Source organism: Peptoanaerobacter stomatis, assembly GCF_000238115.1.
GTDB classification, from domain to species: Bacteria; Bacillota; Clostridia; order Peptostreptococcales; family Filifactoraceae; genus Peptoanaerobacter; species Peptoanaerobacter stomatis.
Genome location: NZ_JH414560.1, coordinates 1 through 25,099, shown reverse-complemented (window position 1 = coordinate 25,099; position 25,099 = coordinate 1). Strand labels below are relative to the sequence as shown.

27 protein-coding genes are annotated in these 25,099 nt (G+C 31.0%); 16 read left to right on the top strand and 11 right to left on the bottom strand.

Annotation, left to right across the window (positions count from 1 at the left end; genetic code table 11):
- Positions 1–24: 24 nt before the first annotated feature.
- The 6 genes from hemB to HMPREF9629_RS08620 all read left to right on the top strand — a co-directional run bounded on the left by hemB (position 25) and on the right by HMPREF9629_RS08620 (position 6,010).
- Positions 25–993: a porphobilinogen synthase gene (gene hemB / locus HMPREF9629_RS08645; protein ID WP_009526019.1), complete on the top strand. Its 969-nt coding sequence runs from the start codon at positions 25–27 to the stop codon at positions 991–993.
- Positions 994–1,191: 198 nt separating this feature from the next.
- A complete protein-coding gene (gene hemL, locus HMPREF9629_RS08640) occupies positions 1,192–2,481 on the top strand; it encodes a glutamate-1-semialdehyde 2,1-aminomutase (protein ID WP_040012705.1) in 1,290 nt (429 codons plus the stop codon).
- 303 nt (positions 2,482–2,784) lie between these two features.
- Positions 2,785–3,555 carry a nuclear transport factor 2 family protein gene (locus HMPREF9629_RS08635; protein WP_009526017.1) on the top strand — a complete coding sequence of 257 codons (771 nt, stop codon included), beginning with the start codon at positions 2,785–2,787 and terminating at the stop codon, positions 3,553–3,555.
- A 57-nt stretch (positions 3,556–3,612) separates the two neighbouring features.
- Positions 3,613–4,041 (top strand): Rrf2 family transcriptional regulator, encoded by a 429-nt coding sequence (locus HMPREF9629_RS08630; RefSeq protein ID WP_009526016.1) that lies wholly within the window; start codon positions 3,613–3,615, stop codon positions 4,039–4,041.
- A 242-nt stretch (positions 4,042–4,283) separates the two neighbouring features.
- A complete protein-coding gene (locus HMPREF9629_RS08625) occupies positions 4,284–5,087 on the top strand; it encodes a protein-ADP-ribose hydrolase (RefSeq protein ID WP_009526015.1) in 804 nt (267 codons plus the stop codon).
- Positions 5,087–6,010, top strand: a complete 924-nt coding sequence (locus HMPREF9629_RS08620; RefSeq protein WP_009526014.1) for an SIR2 family NAD-dependent protein deacylase — start codon at positions 5,087–5,089, stop codon at positions 6,008–6,010. The genes HMPREF9629_RS08625 and HMPREF9629_RS08620 overlap by 1 nt, the downstream gene beginning before the upstream one ends.
- 160 nt (positions 6,011–6,170) lie before the next feature.
- Here HMPREF9629_RS08620 and tenA read toward each other — a convergent pair whose 3' ends face one another.
- The 6 genes from tenA to thiD form a co-directional block, all read right to left on the bottom strand.
- The gene (gene tenA / locus HMPREF9629_RS08615; protein ID WP_009526013.1) at positions 6,171–6,836 is read right to left on the bottom strand and encodes a thiaminase II; all 666 of its coding nucleotides are present in this window, start codon (positions 6,834–6,836) and stop codon (positions 6,171–6,173) included.
- 66 nt (positions 6,837–6,902) lie between these two features.
- Positions 6,903–7,208 carry a hypothetical protein gene (locus HMPREF9629_RS08610; RefSeq protein ID WP_009526012.1) on the bottom strand — a complete coding sequence of 102 codons (306 nt, stop codon included), beginning with the start codon at positions 7,206–7,208 and terminating at the stop codon, positions 6,903–6,905.
- A complete protein-coding gene (locus HMPREF9629_RS12470; protein ID WP_009526011.1) occupies positions 7,205–7,606 on the bottom strand; it encodes an HAD hydrolase-like protein in 402 nt (133 codons plus the stop codon). The genes HMPREF9629_RS08610 and HMPREF9629_RS12470 overlap by 4 nt, the downstream gene beginning before the upstream one ends.
- Entirely contained in the window at positions 7,587–8,504 is a 918-nt protein-coding gene (thiE, locus tag HMPREF9629_RS12280) for a thiamine phosphate synthase (RefSeq protein ID WP_009526010.1), read from the bottom strand. Before thiE ends, HMPREF9629_RS12470 begins: the two co-directional genes overlap by 20 nt.
- A 72-nt stretch (positions 8,505–8,576) precedes the next feature.
- Positions 8,577–9,389 (bottom strand): hydroxyethylthiazole kinase, encoded by an 813-nt coding sequence (gene thiM / locus HMPREF9629_RS08595; protein WP_009526009.1) that lies wholly within the window; start codon positions 9,387–9,389, stop codon positions 8,577–8,579.
- Between the two features lie 76 nt (positions 9,390–9,465).
- On the bottom strand, positions 9,466–10,272 hold the full coding sequence (gene thiD / locus HMPREF9629_RS08590) for a bifunctional hydroxymethylpyrimidine kinase/phosphomethylpyrimidine kinase (protein ID WP_009526008.1): 807 nt from the start codon (positions 10,270–10,272) through the stop codon (positions 9,466–9,468).
- Between the two features lie 296 nt (positions 10,273–10,568).
- On the opposite strand from thiD, the gene HMPREF9629_RS08585 reads away from it, so the two are divergent.
- Positions 10,569–11,636: a M42 family metallopeptidase gene (locus tag HMPREF9629_RS08585; protein WP_009526007.1), complete on the top strand. Its 1,068-nt coding sequence runs from the start codon at positions 10,569–10,571 to the stop codon at positions 11,634–11,636.
- 15 nt (positions 11,637–11,651) lie between these two features.
- Complete coding sequence (locus HMPREF9629_RS08580) at positions 11,652–12,188, top strand: flavin reductase family protein (protein ID WP_009526006.1); 537 nt, start codon at positions 11,652–11,654, stop codon at positions 12,186–12,188.
- Positions 12,189–12,462: 274 nt separating this feature from the next.
- Here the strand turns inward: HMPREF9629_RS08580 and HMPREF9629_RS08575 are convergent, their stop codons facing one another.
- Complete coding sequence (locus tag HMPREF9629_RS08575; protein ID WP_009526005.1) at positions 12,463–13,425, bottom strand: DHH family phosphoesterase; 963 nt, start codon at positions 13,423–13,425, stop codon at positions 12,463–12,465.
- Between the two features lie 275 nt (positions 13,426–13,700).
- Between HMPREF9629_RS08575 and HMPREF9629_RS08570 the strand changes: the two genes are divergently transcribed.
- Both HMPREF9629_RS08570 and HMPREF9629_RS08565 read left to right on the top strand, forming a co-directional pair.
- Positions 13,701–14,231 carry an ECF transporter S component gene (locus HMPREF9629_RS08570; RefSeq protein ID WP_009526004.1) on the top strand — a complete coding sequence of 177 codons (531 nt, stop codon included), beginning with the start codon at positions 13,701–13,703 and terminating at the stop codon, positions 14,229–14,231.
- A 164-nt stretch (positions 14,232–14,395) separates the two neighbouring features.
- Entirely contained in the window at positions 14,396–14,986 is a 591-nt protein-coding gene (locus HMPREF9629_RS08565) for a class I SAM-dependent methyltransferase (protein ID WP_009526003.1), read from the top strand.
- A 249-nt stretch (positions 14,987–15,235) separates the two neighbouring features.
- On the opposite strand, the gene HMPREF9629_RS08560 is transcribed toward HMPREF9629_RS08565, so the two are convergent.
- On the bottom strand, positions 15,236–15,442 hold the full coding sequence (locus HMPREF9629_RS08560) for a TOBE domain-containing protein (protein ID WP_009526002.1): 207 nt from the start codon (positions 15,440–15,442) through the stop codon (positions 15,236–15,238).
- A gap of 223 nt (positions 15,443–15,665) precedes the next feature.
- A complete protein-coding gene (gene rnr, locus HMPREF9629_RS08555; RefSeq protein ID WP_242822039.1) occupies positions 15,666–17,684 on the bottom strand; it encodes a ribonuclease R in 2,019 nt (672 codons plus the stop codon).
- Between the two features lie 244 nt (positions 17,685–17,928).
- Here rnr and hydA point away from each other — a divergent pair, with 244 nt between their 5' ends.
- Both hydA and HMPREF9629_RS08545 read left to right on the top strand, forming a co-directional pair.
- Complete coding sequence (gene hydA / locus HMPREF9629_RS08550; protein WP_009526000.1) at positions 17,929–19,308, top strand: dihydropyrimidinase; 1,380 nt, start codon at positions 17,929–17,931, stop codon at positions 19,306–19,308.
- A 215-nt stretch (positions 19,309–19,523) separates the two neighbouring features.
- The gene (locus HMPREF9629_RS08545; protein WP_009525999.1) at positions 19,524–19,940 is read left to right on the top strand and encodes a YjdF family protein; all 417 of its coding nucleotides are present in this window, start codon (positions 19,524–19,526) and stop codon (positions 19,938–19,940) included.
- A gap of 156 nt (positions 19,941–20,096) precedes the next feature.
- Here HMPREF9629_RS08545 and HMPREF9629_RS12275 read toward each other — a convergent pair whose 3' ends face one another.
- Together HMPREF9629_RS12275 and HMPREF9629_RS08540 are read right to left on the bottom strand one after the other, a co-directional pair.
- Positions 20,097–20,414 carry a hypothetical protein gene (locus tag HMPREF9629_RS12275; RefSeq protein WP_009525998.1) on the bottom strand — a complete coding sequence of 106 codons (318 nt, stop codon included), beginning with the start codon at positions 20,412–20,414 and terminating at the stop codon, positions 20,097–20,099.
- Positions 20,415–20,440: 26 nt separating this feature from the next.
- Entirely contained in the window at positions 20,441–21,358 is a 918-nt protein-coding gene (locus HMPREF9629_RS08540; protein ID WP_009525997.1) for a D-alanyl-D-alanine carboxypeptidase family protein, read from the bottom strand.
- Positions 21,359–21,798: 440 nt separating this feature from the next.
- On the opposite strand from HMPREF9629_RS08540, the gene HMPREF9629_RS11570 reads away from it, so the two are divergent.
- The 4 genes from HMPREF9629_RS11570 (at position 21,799) to HMPREF9629_RS08525 (ending at position 24,962) form a co-directional block, all read left to right on the top strand.
- Positions 21,799–21,957 (top strand): MetQ/NlpA family ABC transporter substrate-binding protein, encoded by a 159-nt coding sequence (locus HMPREF9629_RS11570; protein ID WP_009525996.1) that lies wholly within the window; start codon positions 21,799–21,801, stop codon positions 21,955–21,957.
- Between the two features lie 140 nt (positions 21,958–22,097).
- Positions 22,098–23,285 (top strand): M20 family metallopeptidase, encoded by a 1,188-nt coding sequence (locus tag HMPREF9629_RS08535; protein ID WP_009525995.1) that lies wholly within the window; start codon positions 22,098–22,100, stop codon positions 23,283–23,285.
- Between the two features lie 218 nt (positions 23,286–23,503).
- A complete protein-coding gene (locus HMPREF9629_RS08530) occupies positions 23,504–24,007 on the top strand; it encodes a YaaR family protein (RefSeq protein WP_009525994.1) in 504 nt (167 codons plus the stop codon).
- Between the two features lie 46 nt (positions 24,008–24,053).
- Positions 24,054–24,962, top strand: a complete 909-nt coding sequence (locus HMPREF9629_RS08525; protein WP_009525993.1) for a heparan-alpha-glucosaminide N-acetyltransferase domain-containing protein — start codon at positions 24,054–24,056, stop codon at positions 24,960–24,962.
- Positions 24,963–25,099 lie beyond the last annotated feature (137 nt).

The window sequence follows — 25,099 nt, the reverse complement described above, 5'->3', positions numbered from 1 at the left end:
ATATTAAAAAGGAATAAAATCATTATGGATATAATGCAAAGACCGAGAAGACTTAGAAAAACACAAATCATAAGAGATATGGTAAGGGAAACAAGCTTATCTGTAAAAGAGCTTATATATCCTATGTTTATAGTAGAAGGAGAAAACATAAAAGAGGAGATAAATTCTCTAAAAGATTGCTATCATTATTCAGTTGATAAGATAGAAGATGAGATAAATGAGCTGAAATCCTTAGGTATATGTGCAGTTATATTATTTGGTATACCTTCTTATAAAGACGAATGTGGTAGCAGTGCATATGATGAAAACGGAATAGTTCAAAAAGCTGTAAAAAAAATAAAAGAGATAGACGAAAATTTTTACGTAATAACAGATGTATGTATGTGTCAATACACTTCACACGGACATTGCGGGATATTAAAAGAAGGGTATGTGCAAAACGATGAAACCTTAGAATATCTTGCTAAAATTGCACTCAGTCACGCAAAAGCCGGAGCTGATATGGTAGCACCATCGGATATGATGGACGCCAGAGTAGGAAAAATCAGAAAATGCTTAGATGAAAATAATTATGAAAATGTAGCAATATTATCATATACAGCCAAATATGCTTCGTCATATTACGGTCCTTTCAGACAAGCGGCAAGCTCTGCTCCAAGCAGTGGCGACAGAAAATCATATCAAATGGATTATCACAATTCAAAAGAGGCACTTAGAGAAGCGTATCTTGACATAAAAGAAGGTGCAGATATGATTATGGTCAAGCCTGCCTTGGCATATCTTGATATAATCAATATGTTCAAAGAAAAATGTGATATACCTCTTGTAGCATATAATGTGAGTGGAGAATACGCTATGCTTAAAAATGCAGTAGACAACGGTATAATGAAAGAAGATGTCATATACGAAACTATGATTGCCATAAAAAGAGCCGGAGCGGATTTAATAATCACATATTTTGCAAAATATTTATCAGAGTTATTGAAAAAATAAATACTTTTGACCGCCTTGTTTAATTTTGCAAGATTTATTAATATATTTATCTTTAAAACAGTTATTCAAGTTTTAAAATAATACTTCAATAAAAATAATTTTTTATATTATTTATGATTTTATAGCTATAAAAGGTAAAAAAATGAGTTTTAATTTGCAATTTTATCGAATAGTTTCAAAATCAATGATGAAAGGAATATGATGAACAGAGAGCTATCACTATCTACATTTGAACATGCAAAAAAAATAATACCAGGAGGAGTAAACAGCCCTGTAAGAGCATTTGGCAGTGTAGATACTTTTCCGATATTTGTACAAAAATCAAACAGAGCATATATATATGATGTAGACGGCAATAAATACTTAGATTATATATCTTCATGGGGTCCTCTAATATTCGGTCATAATGATGAGGATATAAAAACGGAATTTATAAAAGCCATAGAAAACGGAATAACCTACGGTGTACCGTCATATGTTGAAGTAGAGATGGCACAGATGATAACAGACGCTTATCCCGCATGTGAAATGGTGCGTATGGTAAATTCGGGAACAGAAGCTACAATGTCGGCAATAAGAGTTGCAAGAGGATATACAGGCAAGAAAAAAATAATCAAGTTTGAAGGTTGCTATCATGGACATAGCGATTCACTTTTGGTAAAATCAGGTTCAGGCACTCTTACCTTTAATACACCTACAAGCCTTGGAGTCCCTGACGAATTCATTAAAAACACAGTGGTATGCAGATATAACGATATTAATTCAGTTATAGATGCGATAGATGACGATATTGCAGCAGTAATAATAGAGCCGGTGGCAGGAAATATGGGAGTTGTTGTACCGAGCGAAAGTTTTATGAAAGAGCTGAGAAAAATTACAAGACAAAAAAATATAATACTCATATTTGATGAAGTAATAACAGGTTTCAGATTGTCTTATGGCGGTGCAAGTCAGATATTTAATATTGAGCCTGATATGGTGTGTTTTGGGAAAATAATAGGTGGAGGACTTCCGGTAGGTGCATATGGAGGACATAAAGATATAATGAATATGGTATCACCGCTTGGAAAAGTATATCAAGCCGGAACGCTGTCAGGAAATCCTCTTGCAATGAGCGTGGGAGTTAAAACTCTACAGAAATTGAAAGACAATCCAAAAGTATATGAAGATTTAGAGCAAAAAGCTATAAAGCTTGAGCAAGGCTTTAAAGAAAATATGAAAAGATTAAATTTAGATTTTAAAATAAATAGATTTCATTCTATGATGTCATTATTTTTTACACAAAAAGAAGTAAATTATTATGAAGATGTACAGACATCAGATGTAAAATTATATGCAAAATATTTCAAGTCAATGCTTGAACAGAATATACTGATACCTCCCGCACAGTTTGAAGCTATATTTTTCAACACAGCTATGAGTGAGGAAGATATAAAATACACTATAAAAGCCAATTATAACGCACTTGAAATGATAAAGGCTCGATGATTATATCTGATAAAAATTATACAGAAATATGAAAAAACATATATTTTTCAAAATAGCTTGTATATTTAAAATAAACGACCTATATATGTATCCATAATAAGACGAATATTAATATTAAAGGAACAATTAAAATAAAAACATATGATTATATCGGTGTATGCCTTAGTAGCACACCGATATTTTTATGCATAGAAAAAAAATTAATGTAACTATTGACATTACATCTAAAAAGTGATACTATAAGATTACAAGATGCAACCATAACGGTTACATCGAAAAATATATATTTAGGAGGATACTATTATGACAAATAAAGAAAAAGCATTAGCACTTATTAACACATTTGTAACAGGTGATGTAGCAAAAGCAAAGGAACTTCTTGCTGAAGATTATATTCAACATAATCTTGCTTATGGCACAGGAGCAGAGGCATTTGTGGGTGCTGTTACTTATCTTGCATCAGCACCGGTAAAAACAACAGTAGAAAATATCAGAGCATTTGAAGATGGAGATAAAGTATTTTTACAGACGGTATATAATTTTGCGGGAACAGGTGAACAAGTTGCTTTTGATATTTTCAGATTTGATTCAGAAGGTAAAATAGCAGAACACTGGGATAATTTGGCTCCTAAAGCAGAGCCTAATCCATCAGGACATACTCAGACAGACGGAACATTAGAGAAGAAAAATGTAGACAAAGAAGAAACAAGAAAAATTGTTTCAGAATTTGTAGGGGATGTTCTTCGAGGAGAAAACCCTGATAAACTCACTTCATATTTTGACGGAGATAAGTATATTCAACATAATATATCAATAGCTGATGGACTTTCCGGGCTTGGAGCTGCTTTGGAAGCATTGGCAAAACAAGGAATACAAATGATATACAACAAGACATATTTTGTACTTGCTGATGGAGATTTTGCACTTGCAGTTAGTGAAGGTACATTTGGCGGTGTTTTGACATCATATTATGATTTGTTCCGTGTTGAAAACGGTAAGATAGCTGAACACTGGGATATTATGGAGAGTATAGCTGATGAGGCTACTTGGCAAAATAAAAATGGAAAATTTTAATGTAACTCTTGAAATTACAACCAAATGAATGTAGAATGATAGCAGGAGGATGATGCTATGCAAATATCGAGCAGATTTACTGTAGCCTTGCATATTTTTACCTGTGTAGATACATTTAAAGATGAGTATAAGATTACAAGCGACTTTCTTGCAGGAAGTATAAATACGAATCCTGTTATCATTCGAAAAATTCTGACACAACTTAAAAATGCAGGACTTATTACAGTAGCAAGAGGTACAGGTGGGATTGAACTTACAAGACCTCTTAAAGAGATTACATTTTATGATATATATGAGGCTATAGAGCCTATAGAAAACGGAGAACTGTTTAATTTTCACGAAAATCCTAATCCCAAATGTCCGGTAGGGAGGAATATTCATACCTTGTTGGATGACAAGCTAAAAACTATACAGCTTGCAATGGAAAATGAAATGAAAAAATATTCTGTTGCAGATTTGCATACAGAAATGCAGGAGTTATTGTAAAGGAATAATAAAAAATGGCTTAGGTTGAATTTGAGCTGAATTTTCTAAAATTTATTTAATACTAATAAGCAATTTAATAGTAGAGATAATCCATTTTCTATGAATAACAACTTTTACAATATCTTTAGTTAATAAATTTATGGTGTCACATAATCTATTCACTGAATAATTCAATATTTTTATTGATTTTTAGTATAAGGTGGTTTTTATGAAGAGTAAAAACAGCAGGAAGCAGGTGAAAAATGGATAAGAAGGAAGTACAAGAAAAAAGACTTGATTATCTTATTGAAAAATTTAAGAGCGAATCAGAAGAATACAAAAATTTAGATATTCCAAATAGTATAGAAGGAAAGAGAAAAGTTTTGCGTTCTTTGATGAATATACGCTTACCTAAACCTATGCCTGACAATGTGCTTGAGGTTCAAGACGAATATTTGAAAGAAAGAGCTGAAGAAAAAGGAATTGTAGAGATTTCAGATATTATTGTTATTAAAGATAAATTATCTATTTGGCAGGGAGATATAACGAGGCTTAAAGTAGATGCTATAGTTAATGCGGCAAATTCACAGATGCTTGGCTGTTTTGTGCCTATGCATACTTGCATAGATAACCAAATTCATACTTTTGCAGGAGTGCAGCTTAGAGAAGAATGTAACGAACAAATGAAAATGCTTAGAAAGAAATACAAAAGTAATTATGAACAACCTACATCTGTACCTATGCTTACAGATGCGTATAATCTGCCTGCAAAGAAAGTAATTCATATAGTAGGACCTATTGTAAGTGGAGAACTTACGATTGAACATGAAAAAGAATTGGAAAACTGTTATAAAAATACACTGGATATGTGTGCAGAAAATGGACTTAAATCTGTGGCGTTTTGTTGTATTTCTACGGGAGTATTTTGTTTTCCAAATAAAAGAGCATCACAGATAGCTGTAAATATTGTAAATCAGTGGCTCATAGAAAATCCTGACAAAATGGATAGAGTGATTTTCAATGTGTTTAAGGATGAGGACAAGAGATATTATGAGGAGTTGATATAATGAATTATTTTAACAAGCATATATCTAAGAAAACAGTAAGCAAGGAAGAACAAATTTTAAGATTAAAATCTGAGCTTACATCTGCGGATGCCATTGTAATTGGAGCAGGCTCAGGGCTTTCTACATCAGCAGGCTTTACTTATAGCGGTGAAAGATTTGAAAAGTATTTCTTTGATTTTGCAAAGAAATATGGAATTAATGATATGTATTCAGGCGGTTTTTATCCGTTTGAAGATGTTCAGACACGTTGGGCATGGTGGGCAAGGCATATCTATTTCAATCGTTATGTAAAAACACCAAAACCTGTTTATGATAAATTATTTTCGTTGATAAAGGATAAGGATTATTTTGTAATCACTACAAACGTAGATCATCAATTCCAAAAAGCAGGTTTTGATAAAAAACGCTTATTTTATACTCAGGGAGATTATGGTTTGTTTCAAAGTGTGAACCATGATATAAAAAAGACTTATGATAATGAAGATTGGGTTATGAAGGCAATGGAAGCACAGGGATTTGTAAAAGATAATGCAGGGGTTTTTACAGTACCTGAAAATAAAGATATAGTTATGCATATTCCTATTGAGCTTATTCCGAAATGTCCTGATGACGGCTTGGATATGACTCTAAATCTTCGTGCGGACGATTCTTTTGTTGAGGATGAGGGGTGGCATGAAGCTTATGAGAGATATAATGAATTTTTGAACAATCATGGCAAAATGCATACGTTATATTTAGAACTTGGTGTTGGAGCTAATACACCTGTAATTGTAAAATATCTGTTTTGGCAGATGACAAATTCGAATGAAAAAGCAGTATATGCTTGTATAAATTATGGAGAAGCATTTTGTCCACGAGAGATTGAGGACAGGAGCATTTGCATAGATGGTGATATAGGAGAAATATTAAATAAAATAGTATAAAACCATAGCTTAAAACTATGTTTTTATACTATTTCCATTAAATATAGATATTTTTTAATATGATGCTCTAATATATTTTGTTTATTGCATTTTTTAGGCTTATTTTCAATAGAATAAATATATAATTTTATAGTAAGGCTTATATAAACAGTGTTTAGTTTTAATGGTTTTTGCTATCATATGCCAAATCCCAGAATTTTGCTTCGTATATACTGCAATTTACAAATATTTCTGTGAGTTTGTCTATAGTTTTTTGAGATAGATTGTTTGATAGATTATCCACTTTTTGTATTAATTTTTCGTTTGTTTCCTGATATTCTTTGCAATAATATCCGTTGAACCATTCGCCATATGTTTCGTTTTCAAGGCAAGATTTGTTTTTTTCCACAATTTTTTTTGATATAAATGCGTAACTCCATGAGCATGACAGTATAGCTATAAGACAGGAGAGCATATCGCCGTTTTGCCCTTCATAGAGCATATATTTGGTATAGCTTGTGTTGTCTATGTGCGGTGTTACATTTATTATATCTTTTTCTGTTATGCCGAGCCTTTTCATATATGGTATATGTACCTTGTATGTTTCGTCCAATACGGCATACATATTATCGCAGAAAAATTTAATTTCATCGAACTCATTTGATTTTGTACTGCCTACAGCAAAAACTTTTATATAGTCTTTGAGATATACATAGTCTTGAAGCATATAATATTTGAATTTTTCTATTTCAAGTGTACCGTCAGCCATTTTGGTTATGAAAGGGTGAGTTAAATAGCTGTTCCATATATGTTCTACCGAATTGAATAAAATTTCGCTTAACTTCATAAATAATACTCCTTGCTTATAACAATAAAATAATTTTTTTGCAAATAATTAAAATTTTCTAAAATACTATCCTACAGCACTCATAACCTTACCGATATAGTAAATTCCTGCTATCAGTCCGCCAATAATAAGTAGATTCCGCATAGAAGATAGGGCAATAGAAAATGTATGTTTATTTCTACTAAAACTCAAAATAATAACAACGAGCTTTAATAAAATGCTGACTATGGATATTATAAGTCCATATCTGAAAACAAATCCAATCATATAAAAGCCGATTTCCACGCCTACAATTCCAAGTGCAAACCCTATAAAAAAACATACATAAATAAATATATCCAATATTATTGACAGTCGCAGTAAAATTTTCACTGATTTTTCTCCACTATTATTTCATCATATATCAATTTATTTTCAAAATCATCTATTTTATAATCTATGAGAGCGTCAAATTTGCTGTTACCGTTATATTTCTTGTTTGACACTATGCATAGTTTTACTCCTGCACGTTTTGCACCTGTTGACGAGTTTATGTCGTCCTCAAAAAAAATAAGATTTTTGTTTGGAACTTGTAGATTCTTTGCTATATAGTCAAATATTTGTCTATCTGATTTTTCCATTTTTAAATCTACGCTTGATGCTATTATGTCAAAATAGTCTATGATACCTGTCTTTGTAAGCACTATTTTATACTGTTCTTTGCAAAGGGCAGTTGCTATGGCTAATTTTACATCTTTTTCTTTGAGATACTCAAGCAGTTTTTTTTGCACCTTTTTTTAAGTGTATTTTGCTATTTTTATACTCTTCGACTGATAATTTTTTTATAAGTTGCCAAAATTCTTTTACACTCATATCAAGCTTGAATTTTTTTATGCTGAACTGTGCAAGCTCTGCAAAACCCATATTCCATATCTTTTGTATTTCATATTCGGTATAGCTGATATTAAGTGTATTCATAAGGTTTAGAAGTACATTGTCCCATATGTTCATGGTTTCAAGCAGAGTACCGTCAATATCGAATATTACGCCTTTAGTTTGATATTGTTTCAAAAAAGTATTTTTTAATTTTCTTGTTGCAGATACGGTATCTTCCTGCATAGATATAGCGGATACTATTGCAACTCCGTCTATTTGTGCAGGTTTTAGAGTAGGTATTGTGTCAAGGTTTATACCGCCGATTGCAACTACAGGTATTTTTAGATTGTTTTTTATTTTTGTAAGCTCGTTTATAGTTGTCAAATTGGCATCAGTTTTTGTGTTTGTGCTGTACATAGCACCTACACCTACATAATCTGCACCGCCTTGTTGAGCGATTAGAGCTTCATCTAAAGTTGAGGTTGATATTCCTATAATTTTGCCATCTCCCATAATTTTTCTTGCAATATCAAGGGGCATATCGTCTTGTCCGAGATGTACTCCGTCTGCATTTATTGCAAGAGCTACGTCTATTCTGTCATTTATTATAAGAGGTATGTTGTACTTGTCGCAAATAGCTTTAATTTTTACGGCTTTGTTATAAAAATCGAGAGTGGATGAATGTTTTTCTCGAAGCTGTATCATTGTACAGCCACCTAAAATGGCATCTTGTACAGATGTTTCCAAGGTATGATTACTGCTCAAAAGGTCTTCATCGGTGACGTAATACATTGTATAGTCAATATTTTTCATATATTCTCCTATTTTTTTGATTTTATAATAGTTGTTAAAATTTTTTTGTTATTAAGTATAAATTATTTAAAATTAAAATATTTTTTCTATTTTTGCGTATTTTTCAAATATTTTTTCATTCATCATGCTCAAATTGTCTATGAGAGATACTCTGAAATTTCCGCTACCTATATTTTTTGTCTTTTCATATGCAAGTTCTCCTGCTATTCCCATAGTAGCTATTGCAATTATTGATGAAGTGAGATAGTCTTCATTTGCTCCTATAAATGAGCCTAAAATTGACGCACTCATACAGCCTGTACCTGTAATTTTAGACATATAATCGACACCGTTTGATATTTTGTAGGCGTTGTTTTCATCTGCAACTATATCATCTTTTCCTGTCACTATTATTACGGAGTTGTAAGTTTTTGCAAGTTTCATTGCAATTTGAGATATTTTTATTGTGCTTGTATTTTTGTCATCTTCCGATACGTCTACGCCTTTTGTATTTGCACTTATACCTGCAATTGACAATATTTCTGACAAATTGCCCTTTATAACTGCAAACTTTGAATTTATAAGCATATTTTCTATTACTTCATTTCTTTTTTTGCTTGCACCTGCCCCTACAGGGTCGAGTATGACAGGTACATTTTTTGCGTTTGCAATTTTAGGTGCTGTCAAAAAAGCCTCTATTTTATCCATAGTTCCGATATTTACAACAAGAGAGGATGATATTGAAATTATATCCTCCAACTCTTCTATCTGAGCTGTCATTATAGGTGATGCACCTATTGCAAGAGTTGCATTTGCACAGTCATTTACAGTGACATAGTTGGTTATGTGGTGTACAAGAGGAGATTTATTTTTTATATTTTCTAAAAATTGTTTTGAGCTAATCATAGTATGTTCCCTTTTCATTATTTTATAACATCTGTTTTTTTATAAGTTCTTGACATTGCTTTGAAGTGATGTTTTTTTATTCTTTTATAACGCCTGCTTTTTTGTATAAATCGTAAAAGTGGTGAGTAGGTCCACAACCACTGCCAAGTGATAATGAGTGCTCTATTGCAGTTGTAACATAATCTTTAGCTGATTTTACGGAGTTATACATATCAAATCCGAGAGCTAAGTTGGAGGCTATTGCTGATGAAAGTGTACAGCCTGTGCCATGAGTGTTTTTGGTTTCTATTCTTTTCGTTTTAAATGTGTGATATTCTTTGCCGTCAAATAATACATCTATTGCATCTCCTATATGATGACCGCCTTTTACAAGTACGGCTTTCGGACCCATTGCTATTATTTTTTCGCAGGCTTTTTTCATATCGTCTACAGTTTCTATTTTCATTTTGGATATAGCTTCAGCTTCAGGTATATTAGGAGTTATTAAATCTGCTATAGGAATTACTTCTTTTATAAGCGTGTCTATGTTTTCTACGTCCATAAGCGGAAATCCGTTTTTCGCATACATAACAGGATCGACAACTATGTTTTTTGCCCCATATTCCTTTAATTTTTTTGCTACTGCTTTCATAGATTCTATGCTTGGGAGCATGCCTATTTTTACAGCTTTCGGATATATGTCGTCAAACACGCAGTTTATTTGGTCTATTATGACTTTTTCAGATATTGTTTCAACGCTTGTAACTGTTGCGGTATTTTCAGCTACAACGCTTACGATTACACTCATACCGAAAAGTCCGTGTGCGGAAAAAGTTTTTAAATCTGCCTGTATTCCGGCTCCACCGCTACAATCAGAGCCTGCAATTGTTAGTATAGGTATCATTTTGCACTCCTTTATAATAAGTTTCATTACAATACTTTGGATTTAATTGAAATTATACTTATCGTGACCTATTTTAGTTAGAAATTAATTGACGATATGTATAATTTGCAATTAATTAGGTTTTTAAATATTAAAGATATTATAATTTTAAAAGTATCTTTATAGGCTTATTAAAATTATTAAAAAATTTATTATTATGTAAAAATATTTTATACATTAAAATATATTATAACATTTTTTTTGCTTAATATGATATAATTATTAATATTAGTTAAAAGAAGTTGAGGAGAGTGCATATGGATAAAAAATTAAATTTAAAAATGTTGCAGGATTTGACGCTTGCAAACGGTATATCAGGTTTTGAAGAAGAAGCTGTCGAAGAGGCAAAAAAATATCTTTCGAACACTCTGATAACAGACAGAGATTCTATGCAGAATTTATACATAAAAAGGACAAAAAATGACACGTCTTTGCCTACGGTTATGCTTGATGCACATATAGATGAAGTTGGTTTTATAACACAATCTATAAAGCCTAACGGACTCATCAGGATAATTCCGATAGGCGGATTTGTAGCACATAATTTGCCTGCTCACAGAGTAAAAATACGAAACGCTGAAAACAAATATATAACAGGTATAATCACGAGCACACCTGTTCATTACAAAGGACAGGATAAAGAACTTTCGCTTGAAAATATGTTTGTAGACATAGGAGCAAGTACGGATAAAGAGGTTAAAGAACATTTTAAAGTAGATATTGCAATGCCTGTTATATTAGAGGGCGTGTTTGAATATGATGAAGATTTCGACATAATTAAAAGCAAAGCATTTGATTGCAGGGCAGGTTGTGCAAGTGTTATAGAAATTATGAACAGCCTTGAAAATGAAAATTTGAAAGTAAATTTGATAGGTACGCTGACATCACAAGAAGAAGTGGGAACTCGTGGAGCAATTGTGGCTACAAATGCTGTAAAACCTGATATAGCCATAGTTATGGAAGGTACACCTGCAGATGATACATTTGCAGAGCCTTATCAAATGCAAACAAAATTAAGAAAAGGACCTATGCTTAGACATATGGATCCGAGAATGATAGCAAATCCGAGATTTCAAAGATTTGCACTTGATATTGCAAAAAAATATGACATACTTTGTCAAGATGCTGTGAGAACAGGAGGAGGAACAAACGGAGGCGCTATACACACATCAAACTCAGGTGTTCCTACTATTGTAATCGGAGTACCTGTGAGATATCCTCATACTCATCACGGTATCATAACATATCAGGATTATGAAAATATGGTCAAGTTGGCAACAGCAATAATAAAAGAGCTTGACAGTGATATAATAAAGAGTTTTTAAAAAAGGAGTCACATTATGAAAAGAAAAATAGATTTATTTGAATATGCAGGTCATATTATGAAATCACTAAGCCAAGGCATACTTATAACTACAAAAGTAGATGAAAAAGTGAATACTATGACAATTGCTTGGGGAATGTTGGGGATTGAATGGAATAAGCCTATTTTTAATACATTTGTAAGAGAAAGAAGATTTACAAAGTCTATGTTAGACGAAAATCCGGAATTTACAATAAATGTGCCTATAGGTGATTTTGACAAAAAAATAATAGGCTTTTGTGGAACAAAATCGGGCAGAGATGTAGATAAGATAAAACATTTAGGTCTTACACTTGAAGAACCTGAAATAATAAGTGTGCCAGGAATAAAACAGTTGCCTTTGACTTTGGAATGTAGAGTGATATATAAACAAGAACAGGATAAAAATGTAATACAACCAAAAGACATAATAAATTATTATCCTCAATATGTAGACGATATAAAGTCAGGAAATAATAAAGACTTTCATACTTCATACTTTGGAGAAATAGTATCGGCGTATATAATAGAATAATCGATATTATTGTTTTTAAGAATTTATTGGCTAAGTAAAATTGATACTGAAATTTATAGAATAATGGAAAATTATAATAGTTAATTTTTCCAATAAACTATGTATATTAATGTCATATAATTTATCCATAATTTTATTAGTAAATAGTATGAGTACATTAAAAACAAATGATTTATATAAATATATTTATAAATGACCATATATTAGTATTGATTAGGTATTGGTAAAAAAGGCTATTTCAACATTTTCTATAGTTGATAATAGCCTTTTTAAATTAGTTATTGTTTATTTTTTCTATGATTTCTGCAAGCACTTTATCAGCTTCATTTGCAGATACTTGGCAAGTTCCGGCGTTTTTGTGTCCGCCACCGCCATATGAAAGACAGCATTGGCCTATGTCAAAGGCAGAATTTCTGTTTATTATAGATTTTCCTATCATAATAGCTATATTATTGTTCTTGCCTTTTACTACATTTATAGATATTTCTATATCAGGGTATATTGAATAGCATAAAAATCTGTTGCCTGCATAGATTATATCTTCATTTCTATAGTCAAGTACGAGCACTTTTTTATTTGCTTTTGCTATTTTATTCAATTGTTTTTTGAAAAGCTCCTGTTGCTCAAAATACAAATCTACTCTTTCTTTAACGTCGGGCAATTCCAATATATCATCTATATTGTTGTTTTCCAAGCAAAAATCAATCAATTTCATCATCAAATCATAGTTTGAAATTCTGAAGTTTCTAAATCTGCCAAGTCCAGTTCTTGCGTCCATTATGAAATTCAAAAGTGTCCATCTTGTAGGATTTAAAATTTCATTTTCATTATACATAGCCGAGTCGGCTTTATCCACTTCTCTCATAAGCTCATCGCTTATTCTGTCAAGTTTAGCCTTATGTTCTTTTATGAAATAACTGTAAACTACACGTGCAGCACTTGGAGCATTACCGTCAATTATATAATTTTCAGCATTTAAAAGCTCTTTGTTTCTAAGTTTTTCTGAATTGTGGTGGTCGAATACCAATAATGCTCTGTCATCATAAGGTAAATTAGTAAGAATATCTCTGCCTGTTATGTCTATTATTTTATCTTGTATGTCTTTTGGATGAACAAATTTGATTTCATCCAATATATCGAGTTCTTTTAAAATCATGGCACAAACTAAGCCGTCAAAGTCGCTTCTTGTAACCAATCTATAACGTTCATTAAAATTAATTGTATTAATTGTAATCACGCTCCCTTTTTATTAATTATAAGTAAATAATACCATAAATTTTTATAAAATAACACAAAAATATAAGTAATTCTTATATCTTAGATAGTATTTAGCATAATTTATATAGTAATCTGTTCAAAATATATATGATTGCGTTAAAATCGTATAAAAAACAGTTTTTATTTATGATATTTTTATGAATTTTTAGATAAATAACAAAAAAATATTAATTATTTGACTTTTTCAAAAAACTTTATTATTATAGAATAAAATGAAAAAGGAGAGAAAATATTATGAAAAATAATACTTATTTAAAAAACGTTATTTTATCAGGGCTTTTTATAGCTGTAGGAATTATATTACCGATAATTTTTCACTTATTGGCGGCAGGAAAAGTATTGTTGCCTATGCATATACCTGTTTTGCTTGGAGGGCTTTTATTAAATCCGCTTTATGCACTTTCTGTAGGTGTTGTAACTCCGCTGTTGTCGAGTTTGTTGACGGGGATGCCGCCTGCATTTCCGATGTTGCCTATAATGATGGCTGAACTTGGAGCATATGGGCTTGTAGCATCAATACTTCATGTCAAATTGAAAATGAATTATGTTTTTTCACTTGTTATATCTATGATAGTCGGAAGAATTGTGGCGGGAATAACCGTTTCTGTTTTGATTAGTATGTTCTCTGTAAAACTTCCGCCGTTTTTGGTATACATACAAGGTTCGATTATCACAGGATTACCTGGAATAATAATACAGCTTATCTTTATACCTGCTATAATGTTTGCTATAAAAAAATATGAAAACAATGAAGCTCATATATAAATTTTTAAACTATGAACTGTTTATTTTGGATTAATAATATAAATATGAAAATAAAAGTCGGATTTAAAAGATAAGTAAGTGGGTTTGGCTTGATTATAAAAATAAAAAATATTATAATTAACAGCATAGTAAATATTGCTTTATTATAAAAAATTAGGAGAGTTATGGAACAAATAAATAACGATATAAAAGAGTTTTTTAACATTAAAGCGTCACATTGGGATAATGAGTCCAAGCCGGACGACGATCTTTTGAAAGCCATATTTGAAATAACGGGTATAAAAAATAATATGAAAGTTTTGGATATAGGATGCGGTACAGGAGTATTGTTTGACAGTTTGCTTAAATATAATCCAATTGAAATAGTTGGAGTTGATGTATCCGATAAAATGCTTGAGATAGCAAGAAAAAAATACGGAGAGTTCACAAATATAAAATTGAAAAATATGGATGTTTTGGAACTGGACGAAAATGATTTTGATATGGTGTATATGTACAATGCTTACCCGCATATCATGGATGTTGAAAAATTAAAATTTAAATTGAAACAAGTTTGTAAAATAGGAGCGAGAATAACCGTAGCACATGGAAGAAGCAGAAATTTTATAGAAAATATACATAAAAATGTCGGAAATAATATATCAAGAACGCTTAGAGATGTGAATACTGAAACAAAATTTTGGGAAGATATGTTGAATATTGACATATCAATAGATACTGACAAATTTTATATGTTTTCAGGAACAGTTAAATAAATTTAACTTATAATCATATGTACTGATGAGAGTTTTGTATTTGAAGGTATTATTTTATTGACTGTAAATAATTTTGTTGTAATGTAATTATATGATTATTTAATATTTTTAGTATAAAAAGTTATATGATGATAGAATACAATATTTTTTAAATGATGTTTAAATTGTGAAAATATCGTATAGAAAATAGTATAAACGAAAAGGGACTGCTGATATGATTTTTATTATTTTTCAACAGTCCCTTTAAAATTATTCTATTCCGACCATTACATTAGATGCTTTTATTATTGCATATGCCTCTTTGCCTTCTGCAAGGCCAAGCTCTTTTACAGCTTCGTTTGTTATAGATGAGCTTATAACGTTACCGCCGATATCTATCTTAACTATTGAGTGAACAGCTCCTTCTGTTATTTTTACTACTTTTCCTTTAAATTGATTTCTTGCACTTATTTTCATTTTTAAATCTCCTTATTTTGTATTTATTTATAGAATAAATTTATTAATAATCAAAGCATATTATTAATACGGCAACTGTTAAAGTGCAAATATAAAATATTATAAGTCTTATAATTTTTTATAATATGCAATCTATTAGTTTATTAACAGTATAAAATTTGGAACCGGTATAAATTCTATATAATTAAATTATACACAAATTTTAAAACATTAAACATTTACTTTATTGTACTATTGCAAAATCCACTTCTCTGAATTCTTCCGATGTTCTTACTACTTTTACTTTTATTTTGTCACCCAAAGTATATTTTTTGCCTGTGGATTTACCAATTACAGCATAGTTTGTTTCGTCAAATTCATATCGGTCATCCATCATATCTACAAATCGTACCAAGCCTTCAACGGTGTTGTCCAACCTTACGAATATGCCGAAATTTGTAACTGAGGATATAACTCCTTCAAATGTATCGCCTACGAATTTTGTCATATATTGAGCTTTTCTCAAATCGTCTACTTGTCTTTCCGCATCGTCCGCCATTTGCTCCATAAGTGATGATTGCTCTGACGCTTTTGTCACCACACCGTCCAAATATTTTGCTCGTCTTTCGTCTATTTTGCCGTCCAAATATTCTTTTATTATCCTGTGTATTTGCAAGTCAGGGTATCTTCTTATAGGTGATGTGAAATGGCAGTAATATTTAAGCGATAGTGAAAAGTGGCCGAGACATATCGGGCTGTATCTTGCTTTTTTTAGTGAACGAAGCAATAGTGTGGATATTACTTCCTCTTCTTTTTTTCCGTTTAAGTTGTCTAATAAATCTTGTAATTGCTTAGGGTGTACATCGTCATCTATCTTTAGTTTATAGTTGTAAGTTTCCAAAATCGGCAAGAGTTTTCTGAGTTTGTCTACGTCAGGATATTCGTGCACTCTATATACGAACGGTATAGATGCCCAATAAAATTCTTCGGCTATAGTTTCGTTTGTTATGAGCATAAATTCTTCGATTATTTTGTTTCCTATTCTTCTCTCTTCCGGTCTTATGTCTATTACATTTTTATTTTCGTCCATTTCTATAGAGCTTTCAGGAAAATTAAAATCCATTGCTCCTCTTGCAAATCTGTGTTCTCTTAGTAGCCTTGCAAGTTCATCGCTCAAAGTGAGAACTTCTCTTAAAATTTCACCTTTTTTTAATACGGTTTCATCTCCGTTTTCCAAAAAATCGGATACTTCTGTATATACCAATCTTGCGTGTGAGTTTATTATACTTTTTTGTATTTTATGATTTACTACTTTGCCTTTGCTATCTATTTCCATTATGCAAGACAGTGCCAATCTGTCAACGTTCGGATGAAGTGAGCAGACTCCGTTTGATAATTTTTCCGGAAGCATAGGCACTACAGTGTCCACTAAATATACAGATGTGCCACGTCTAAACGCCTCTGAATCGAGGGCGGTATTTTCAGTTACATATTCAGATACGTCTGCTATATGTACACCGAGCGAGTAATTGCCGTTTTGAAGTTTTGATATGGATATTGCATCGTCCAAATCTTTTGCGTCCCAACCGTCTATTGTGAATATGAACTCATCTCTCAAATCAAGCCTATTTTGAACTTTACTCATATTTATATCTTCAGGTATTCTACTTACTTCTTTTAAAACTTTTGCAGGGAAATTCTCGCTCAATTTATTTTCTGCAAATATGGCTTTGAAATATACATCTTTGTCATTTTTATCAGCTATTATTTTTATTATTTTACCTTCCGCTTTTTTTTCGCTTTGAGCATACTGATATATTTCACATTCTACTGTATCGCCTTCTCTTGCACCGTTTTCATATTTTTTAGGTATGTATATATCTGATGTTATCTTTCTGCTTAGCGGTATAACAAAACCGTAGTCTTTTTGTCTTTGGTATCTGCCTATTACAGTGTCTATATTTCTTTGTAATATCTGTACCACTTTTCCTTCAGCTTTCTGTTCGTCTTTTTGCGGTCTTGTGATTTCGATTAATACCTTATCTTTGTCCATTGCGCCCATTAAGTCGGCTCTTGATACAAATATATCTCTTTCGTCAAGTGACGGTCTTATGAACGCAAAGCCTTTTTGTGTCATAAGCACTATACCAGCTTTCATACCCAATTTTTCCGGTACGGTGTATTTTTGCTTTTTAGGAGTTTTGACTACAAGACCGTCTTCTACCATTTCGTCCAATATATTTTGTACTTCATCTGCTTGTATATCTTGAAAAAAAGCACATATTTCATCAAAATCTTGAGGATGTGTATCTTTTTTTTGACAGGAAATCTATCAAACTTTCCTTTAAATTTTCGCTCATAACTACCCCCTATGTAAATAAAATGATATTGCTTAACAAATAAAAATAATCGTCTTGAAAATTTTTATAAAATATCTATAATAATATTATATCATAGATTGAAAATTTTATTTATAATTAAAATTTATAAAGATACAGGAGATAATTATGCTGACTTTAATTAAAAACGGAAATGTAGTGACTTCAAGTGAAATGTTTGTATCCGATATACTTATAGAAGATGAAATTATAAAAGCTATAGGTAAGTTTGACGAAAAAATTGCAGATGTGGTGATAGATGCAACCGGCAAATATGTAATGCCGGGAGCAATAGATGCACACACACATATGGAGCTTAGACAATCGGAAAAATTTACAAGTGTAGACGATTTTTATACAGGTACTGTTGCAGCGGCTTGCGGAGGTACAACTACGATTATAGATCATATAGCATTCGGGCCTGCCGGTTGTAACTTGCATTACAGCATAGACAGATACAAGGAGCTTGCAGAAAAATCAGCAATAGATTATTCTTTCCATGGAGTTATTCAACACGTGGATGACGAAATAATAAAAGAACTTGAAAATATTGTAGAAAACGAGGGTATAATAAGTTTCAAAGCATACAGCACATACGGTTTTCCCACTACAGACGAAGGATTTTACAGAATTTTGCAAAGTATGAAAAAAACAGGCGGAGTATTGACAGTACACTGTGAGAATCACGAGATAACTAATTATCTTCAAAAAAAATTTGTCCAAGAGGGGAAAACAGAGCCTATATATCACGCACTAAGCAGGCCTAATAATGCAGAAAGTGAAACAGTGGGAAGGTTGATACAATTATCCGAGCTTGCAGATGACAGCAACCTTTATATAGTGCATACCTCAGCTAAAGAATCTATAGATCAGATAAAATTGGCAAGACAAAAAGGGCTTAAAAATTTAAAAGTCGAAACTTGTCCGCAATATTTACTTTTAACAGACGATTGCTACAAAAAAGAAAATGATGAGGGACTTAAATACATTATGGCTCCACCGCTTAGGAAAAAAGAGGATAACGAGGTTCTTTGGACAGCGCTGCAAGACGGTACAGTCGATGTTATAGCGACAGACCATTGTCCGTTTTATTTTTCAGAAAAATTGGAAGGTAAAGGTAATTTTACAAAAGCTCCCGGAGGAGTAGCGGGAGTGGAAGAAAGAGTAAGACTTATATTCACATATGGAGTCGGCAAAAATAGAATCTCTGTGAACAAATTTGTAGAGCTTATGTGCGAAAATCCTGCAAGAATATTCGGAATGTATCCGCAAAAAGGTACGATAATGCCAAATGCAGATGCAGATATAATGATAATAGACGATAAAGTATCGGAAAAGCTTAAGCAAGTGAATTTACACTCAGCTTGCGACTATACACCGTATGAAGATTTTGAAGTAAGCTGTAAGATTGATTGTGTCTTGTCAAGAGGTAAGATTGTATATCAAGACGGTCATTTCAAAGGTGAAAAAGGCTATGGCAAATTTGTCCATAGAAAACCTGTAAAATAAATTAAAAAATGGTATAGCTATTATCTATTTTTTATATAATGTTCAAAATTTAAATAGTGTTTAGTATTAATTCAAAGATAAAAACGCAATATACATTTATAATAAATGTATTAGAACTGGTAGGTAGCCCAGTCGTCTAAATGATATTTAGGTAAGTAACCTTCCCCCTCCGGGGTTGTCCGTTCTTTGATAAAAATTATTAAGGAGGGACTGTTATGGAAAAAATAACAGATAAATTAACAATATTTTTTGATAATCCTTTTTGGGCAGGTGTTTTTGAGCATATAGAAAAAAATAAACTTTCTGTATGTAAAATTGTATTCGGAGCAGAACCTAAAGATTGTGAAGTATATGAATTCATTTTGAAAAATTATAGCAAATTGAAATTCAGTTCAGAAGTAGAAACTGATATTAAGGCAGAACATTCTAATCCAAAAAGATTGCAAAGAGAAGTAAGAAATAAGATTAAACAATCAGGAACAAGTTCAAAATCGCAAATAGCATTACAACAACAAAGAGAAGAAATGAAAATGGAAAGAAAAGCGTACAGTAAACAAAATAAGGAGTTAGAAAAACAGAAAAAATTTGAACTAAAACAGGAAAAACGCAAACAAAAACATAGGGGTAAGTGATAATTTTATAATATTTTAGAGAAACTACTGAATATAGTCATCACAAATGCAAAAAACAGTAAATTGCGATTTTACTGTTTTTTGTAGTTTATACTAAAAGTTAATAGGATAATGGAATTTTTATTATATAATTATTTCATTAGTTGATATTTTTAATTATAGGTTAATATTATATTTAGAGCTTTGTATTGGATTCTCATATAAATCTATATTATCTGTTACAGTTTCAGCCATATCATTTTGAGTTTCATTGATACCATCTTGGAAAATCATAGAATAGCTGTCATACATTTCGTTGCCGAACCACAGTTGAGCTGTTATTCTCATAGGTTCATCATCATTTTTTGATACCTCTATTTGACCGAGGTTGGAATAATTCATATCTCTTATGCTGTTTGCAAGGTACGGCTCACCGTTTATAAACCATCTGACCTTTCCTGTAAAGTTGTTTATATTTTTCAGCTTTTTATTCATCAAAGTAATTTTAAATTTATCTCCGTTTAAAGGATTTTTTTATCTGACGATATTTGTGTTTCAGTCAATCTGCTGTCATTTTTCCAATATTGATTAAAATCATTTTTCCATCCGAACTCAAACATAGAGGTTATATCTGAAAATCTGTTGGCAGTAGGGGTATTTATTGTTACTGCAATCAGTCTTTTATCTCCTCTCTTTGCGACTCCTATAAAATTGGCATTGTAAGAGCTGTACGTACCTGTCTTTAATCCTTCTATTCCGGAATATCCGTTATTTAAAAGCATATTGGTAGATTTTTTTAAAATGCCGTGTACATATACGCTACTGAGCATAGTCATACTTTTTATTTCGTTTTCATAGTTTTCGTAGATGTATTTTCCGAGTTTTAACATAGATTTTGCAGTAGTTGTATTATTTTCGCTCATACCTGCAGGATCTACAAAATATCCGTTCATTCCTATTTTTTCTGCTAAAGCATTCATTTTTGTTGCAAACTCTGCTGTAGAGCCTGAAATATGTTCACCTATGGCTACTATAGACGCATTTCCTGAAAATACAACAGCGTTATTCAATAAATCTCTGACTGTTTGTATTTCTCCTGCTTTAAAACTTTCGTGTCCGGACCACATAGGATTGTTTGAAATAGCTGCTGCATTTGCACTTATAACAACTTTATCATCCATATGAAGATTGCCTGCTTTTATTTCATCAAAAGCTACGGCTACAGCTAAAACTTTGGTCATTGATGCTATTGTCCTTTGAGAATCACCGTCTTTACTCCATAAGACAGCACCGCTGTCAAAGTCCATAACAGCTCCTGCTCCACCTGCTATAACAGGAAAATTGGAAAACTTTATATCATCTGCAAAAATATTTACGCTTTGTAAAGTAAAAGCAAATATAAAAATGGATAAAAATAGATTTAACTTGAATTTTTTCACTTTTCAACCTCTCAAACGAATATTTATGCTAAACACTATTACAAATTATGAAATATCTAAGCTTTATATAATTTGCCACTTAAAAAATATAAATCTTTAACTGCATAATTTAATGTACTTTTAATTAGTGTTTAGTATTGTACTATAAATATAATGAAAAATTAAAAATTTTTTAACATAATATTTTAAGTATATCATTTTTTGTTGTTTTTTTGCAATTATAAATTTAAGACGCTAATATAATGGAATGCTATAAGTTTTATTTATAGCTGATAATAAATATGACATATGTTAGAATTACTATATTTGTGTTGGATTTTTGAAATAAAAAATTATAATATACACATACTTAAATTTTAGTTATAAATTTTGATTATACTTAATCAGTTTAGGAGAGATTAATTTGTATTAGAGGAGCAAGTCAATGATTAAAATAAAAAATGTCAATAAGACATTTTCACTTATGGAATATAATTGCAGCAAGAAAAGAAGATGTCGAAAAAGAAGATTTTAAACTTATAGTAAAAGAATATCAAACAGATGCTACAAAAGAAGCGCTTGATAGACAATACGGCGGTCAAACAATACCTGTATGGTAAAATGAGGTGTGCTTATCAACTATATCAACTATAGATAATTGACAAATATAATTAATTGTTTAAAATTAAATTTAGTGCAATGCATTTTACAAAGCGATATTATTAATGTATTATTCTTCGAAAAAAGAAAGGCGATAAATATGAGTTATAAAGAAAAAATAAGCAAATTTATAGATGAACATATAGATGAATATAAGCAAATAGCCATTAAAATTCATGATAAGCCGGAAGTCAGCAACTATGAATTTGAAGCTTGCAAATTGCTGTCAGAAAAATTAAGAGCAGAAGGTTTTGATATAAAAGTAGATGTTGCAGGACACAGAACAGGATTTACCGCAACATATAAATCAAGAAAAAAAGGACCTGTGATAGCTTTTTTAGCTGAATATGATGCACTTGTAGGCATAGGACATGCTTGCGGACATAATTTGTTCGCAGCGAACAGCAGTTTGGCGGCGGCAGGGCTTAAAAGCGTCATTGATGAAGTGGGCGGAGAAGTAAGAGTATATGGAACTCCGGGAGAAGAAGGCGGAGAAAACAGCAGTGCAAAGTGCAGTTTTGTACGAGAAGGATTTTTTAAAGATGTAGACATAGCTCTTTGTGCTCATCCTGCCGACAGAAATGCTGTGAGCAGCAATCTCCTTGCAATAATTCCTCTTACAGTAAGATTTTTCGGAAAACCTGCACACTCAGCGGCATCGCCTGAGCAAGGAATAAATGCACTTGACGCAGTAATACAAGTATTTAACGGTGTAAATGCACTCCGCCAACACGTTACACCTGATGTAAGAATACATGGTATAATTACCTCAGGAGGAGATGCGCCCAATATAGTACCGGAATTTGCAGAAGCTAAGTTTTATCTAAGAGCAAATACAAAAAAACAAGTAGAAGAATTGAGAATAAAATTTGACAATATAGTAAAAGGTGCCGGACTTCAAACAGGAGCAAGAGGAGAATTGATACAAGAAGAAAACAGCGTGGACGATATGGTAATGACAAGGACATTAGATGAAATATATGCCAAAAATGTAGAAGACTTGGGTTATGAAATAGACCATTTCGGCAAGAAAAGTATAGGCTCATCAGATGTAGGAAACGTATCATATGTAGTGCCTACAATACAACCAAGTTTTAGAATATCTTTAGACAAAATAGTAGGGCATACAGAAGGTTTTAGGCAGGCAGCTTGCAGTGAATACGGCTTGGAATCTATAAGATTTTGCTCAAAAGCGTTGGCTTATACGGCTTTAGAACTTATATTAGACAAAAATCTTTTGGAAGAAGTGAAAAGAGACTATCAGGAAAGTTTAAAAAAAGTAATTTAATATAATTTTACTCAAATATAAAAAATACTGTAAAAGGTCAAAATATTATAATTTATATTTTTCAAATACCAAATTATTATTTTAATTTACTAAAAATAATTTTTAAATAATCCGATATAATAAAATAATGCTTAAATATAATAAAATATATTTTAATATCAATAAATAAGATATATAAATTTAATAAAAATTTTCATATATTATATATGGAGGATATTATGGAAATTACAAATCAAGTAAATAATAATGCGGTTTCTCAAGTACAAAAAAATACAAATATCTTAAAAAGTTTAAAAATAGGAGAAGTAGAAGAATTACAAAACTTAGATAAAATAAATCCGAAGAAAAAATCAAGAACTGAGTTTATGGAAAAATTCGACAAAATAAAATCAGAGTCCGTAAAAGAAGAGCTTGAAAACATATTTGAGAAAATAACTGTGCAATCAGACAAAATAGGAGATAAAGTTTATTTAAAAGATATATTGGAATACAAAAAATTGGTAAAAGAGTTTTTAAATGTAGCTACACAAAACTCTCATCAATTCAGCAACGAAAACTTTCTCGACAGAAAAGGAAGATATAGAAATTATTCCATAGTAAAAACAGTAGATAGAGAGCTTGAGAGTCTTACAAAAGATTTTATCAACGGACAGATAGATCATATGGGAATATTGAAAAAAATGGACGATATAAGAGGAATGTTGCTTGATATAATGATGTAATACTAAGAGCTATTTAGATTAGATAATAGCATAAATTGGAGAGTTTATGTCTAATAGAATTTATATTATAGACTTTTTGCGCGGCTTTACTATAATTCATATGATTATCTATCACACGCTGTATGATTTAAAATATGTATTTTCTGTTAATATGCCGTTTTTTTCTACTAATTCATGGTATTTTTATCAGCAATACATATGTATGAGCTTTATATTTTTATCGGGATTTTCAACCAACTTTAGTAAAAAATTGCTAAGAAATGCTGTTAAGCTGAGTATAATATCAATAATTATAACCGTTGTGACAACTCTTGTGTCCGACGAGTTTGCAATTAAATTCGGTATTATACATTTCTTAGCTTTTTCTATGCTTGCAATATTCTTTGTGAAAAAAATAGAAGATAAAAGTACAAACAGCCATAAAAATTGCAGTAAAAATAGATTTCAAAATGAAACGAATTACAAGTCTTTTAAAAAGTTTGGAAATAAAATAAATATTGAATATGCGATATTTTCGCTGATAACGCTTAGTATATTCATAGTTTTAAAGAGTAAATATTTTTTGAAAAGCGACATTTATGTAGGTATATATAATTTTATGCAAAAACTTCCGCTTTCATTTATATATGGATTTCCAAGAGATGATTTTTACTCTGCTGATTATTTCCCTATAATTCCATGGATATTTTTGTCATTTACAGGCTATTTTATAGGTAAGTTTTATAAAGATATAAATACTGAAAAAATTTTTGAAATTAAAACGGATGATTACAAAAATGAAATAAAATATGAATTGGAATGTAAAGAAAAAATAGAGCTGAACAAGATTTTCAGAAAAAATAAAATATTGAGTTTTATATGTGTTATGGGCAGGCACAGCCTGCTTATCTATGTACTTCATCAAGTGGTCATATATGGAGTGCTTTATATAATTTTTGAAATTATAATTAATTGATATAATCTCTTTCAAAAAATATATGCTTAAATATATAAATTTAAGGGATTTGAATATGGTATCTATTTAGGGCAAGATTAGTATTAAATAAGGCATATAATAAAAAANANATATATATATTATTATTATTATTATTA

What these genes read in the sequence shown, in the direction of transcription:
- hemB (WP_009526019.1), top strand. Translation starts at nt 25, where the DNA reads ATGGATATAATGCAAAGACCGAGAAGACTTAGAAAAACACAAATCATA.
- hemL (WP_040012705.1), top strand. Translation starts at nt 1,192, where the DNA reads ATGATGAACAGAGAGCTATCACTATCTACATTTGAACATGCAAAAAAA.
- HMPREF9629_RS08635 (WP_009526017.1), top strand. Translation starts at nt 2,785, where the DNA reads ATGACAAATAAAGAAAAAGCATTAGCACTTATTAACACATTTGTAACA.
- HMPREF9629_RS08630 (WP_009526016.1), top strand. Translation starts at nt 3,613, where the DNA reads ATGCAAATATCGAGCAGATTTACTGTAGCCTTGCATATTTTTACCTGT.
- HMPREF9629_RS08625 (WP_009526015.1), top strand. Translation starts at nt 4,284, where the DNA reads ATGGATAAGAAGGAAGTACAAGAAAAAAGACTTGATTATCTTATTGAA.
- HMPREF9629_RS08620 (WP_009526014.1), top strand. Translation starts at nt 5,087, where the DNA reads ATGAATTATTTTAACAAGCATATATCTAAGAAAACAGTAAGCAAGGAA.
- tenA (WP_009526013.1), bottom strand. Translation starts at nt 6,836, where the DNA reads ATGAAGTTAAGCGAAATTTTATTCAATTCGGTAGAACATATATGGAAC.
- thiE (WP_009526010.1), bottom strand. Translation starts at nt 8,504, where the DNA reads ATGAAAAATATTGACTATACAATGTATTACGTCACCGATGAAGACCTT.
- thiM (WP_009526009.1), bottom strand. Translation starts at nt 9,389, where the DNA reads ATGATTAGCTCAAAACAATTTTTAGAAAATATAAAAAATAAATCTCCT.
- thiD (WP_009526008.1), bottom strand. Translation starts at nt 10,272, where the DNA reads ATGATACCTATACTAACAATTGCAGGCTCTGATTGTAGCGGTGGAGCC.
- HMPREF9629_RS08585 (WP_009526007.1), top strand. Translation starts at nt 10,569, where the DNA reads ATGGATAAAAAATTAAATTTAAAAATGTTGCAGGATTTGACGCTTGCA.
- HMPREF9629_RS08580 (WP_009526006.1), top strand. Translation starts at nt 11,652, where the DNA reads ATGAAAAGAAAAATAGATTTATTTGAATATGCAGGTCATATTATGAAA.
- HMPREF9629_RS08570 (WP_009526004.1), top strand. Translation starts at nt 13,701, where the DNA reads ATGAAAAATAATACTTATTTAAAAAACGTTATTTTATCAGGGCTTTTT.
- HMPREF9629_RS08565 (WP_009526003.1), top strand. Translation starts at nt 14,396, where the DNA reads ATGGAACAAATAAATAACGATATAAAAGAGTTTTTTAACATTAAAGCG.
- HMPREF9629_RS08560 (WP_009526002.1), bottom strand. Translation starts at nt 15,442, where the DNA reads ATGAAAATAAGTGCAAGAAATCAATTTAAAGGAAAAGTAGTAAAAATA.
- hydA (WP_009526000.1), top strand. Translation starts at nt 17,929, where the DNA reads ATGCTGACTTTAATTAAAAACGGAAATGTAGTGACTTCAAGTGAAATG.
- HMPREF9629_RS08545 (WP_009525999.1), top strand. Translation starts at nt 19,524, where the DNA reads ATGGAAAAAATAACAGATAAATTAACAATATTTTTTGATAATCCTTTT.
- HMPREF9629_RS12275 (WP_009525998.1), bottom strand. Translation starts at nt 20,414, where the DNA reads ATGAATAAAAAGCTGAAAAATATAAACAACTTTACAGGAAAGGTCAGA.
- HMPREF9629_RS11570 (WP_009525996.1), top strand. Translation starts at nt 21,799, where the DNA reads ATGTCAATAAGACATTTTCACTTATGGAATATAATTGCAGCAAGAAAA.
- HMPREF9629_RS08535 (WP_009525995.1), top strand. Translation starts at nt 22,098, where the DNA reads ATGAGTTATAAAGAAAAAATAAGCAAATTTATAGATGAACATATAGAT.
- HMPREF9629_RS08530 (WP_009525994.1), top strand. Translation starts at nt 23,504, where the DNA reads ATGGAAATTACAAATCAAGTAAATAATAATGCGGTTTCTCAAGTACAA.
- HMPREF9629_RS08525 (WP_009525993.1), top strand. Translation starts at nt 24,054, where the DNA reads ATGTCTAATAGAATTTATATTATAGACTTTTTGCGCGGCTTTACTATA.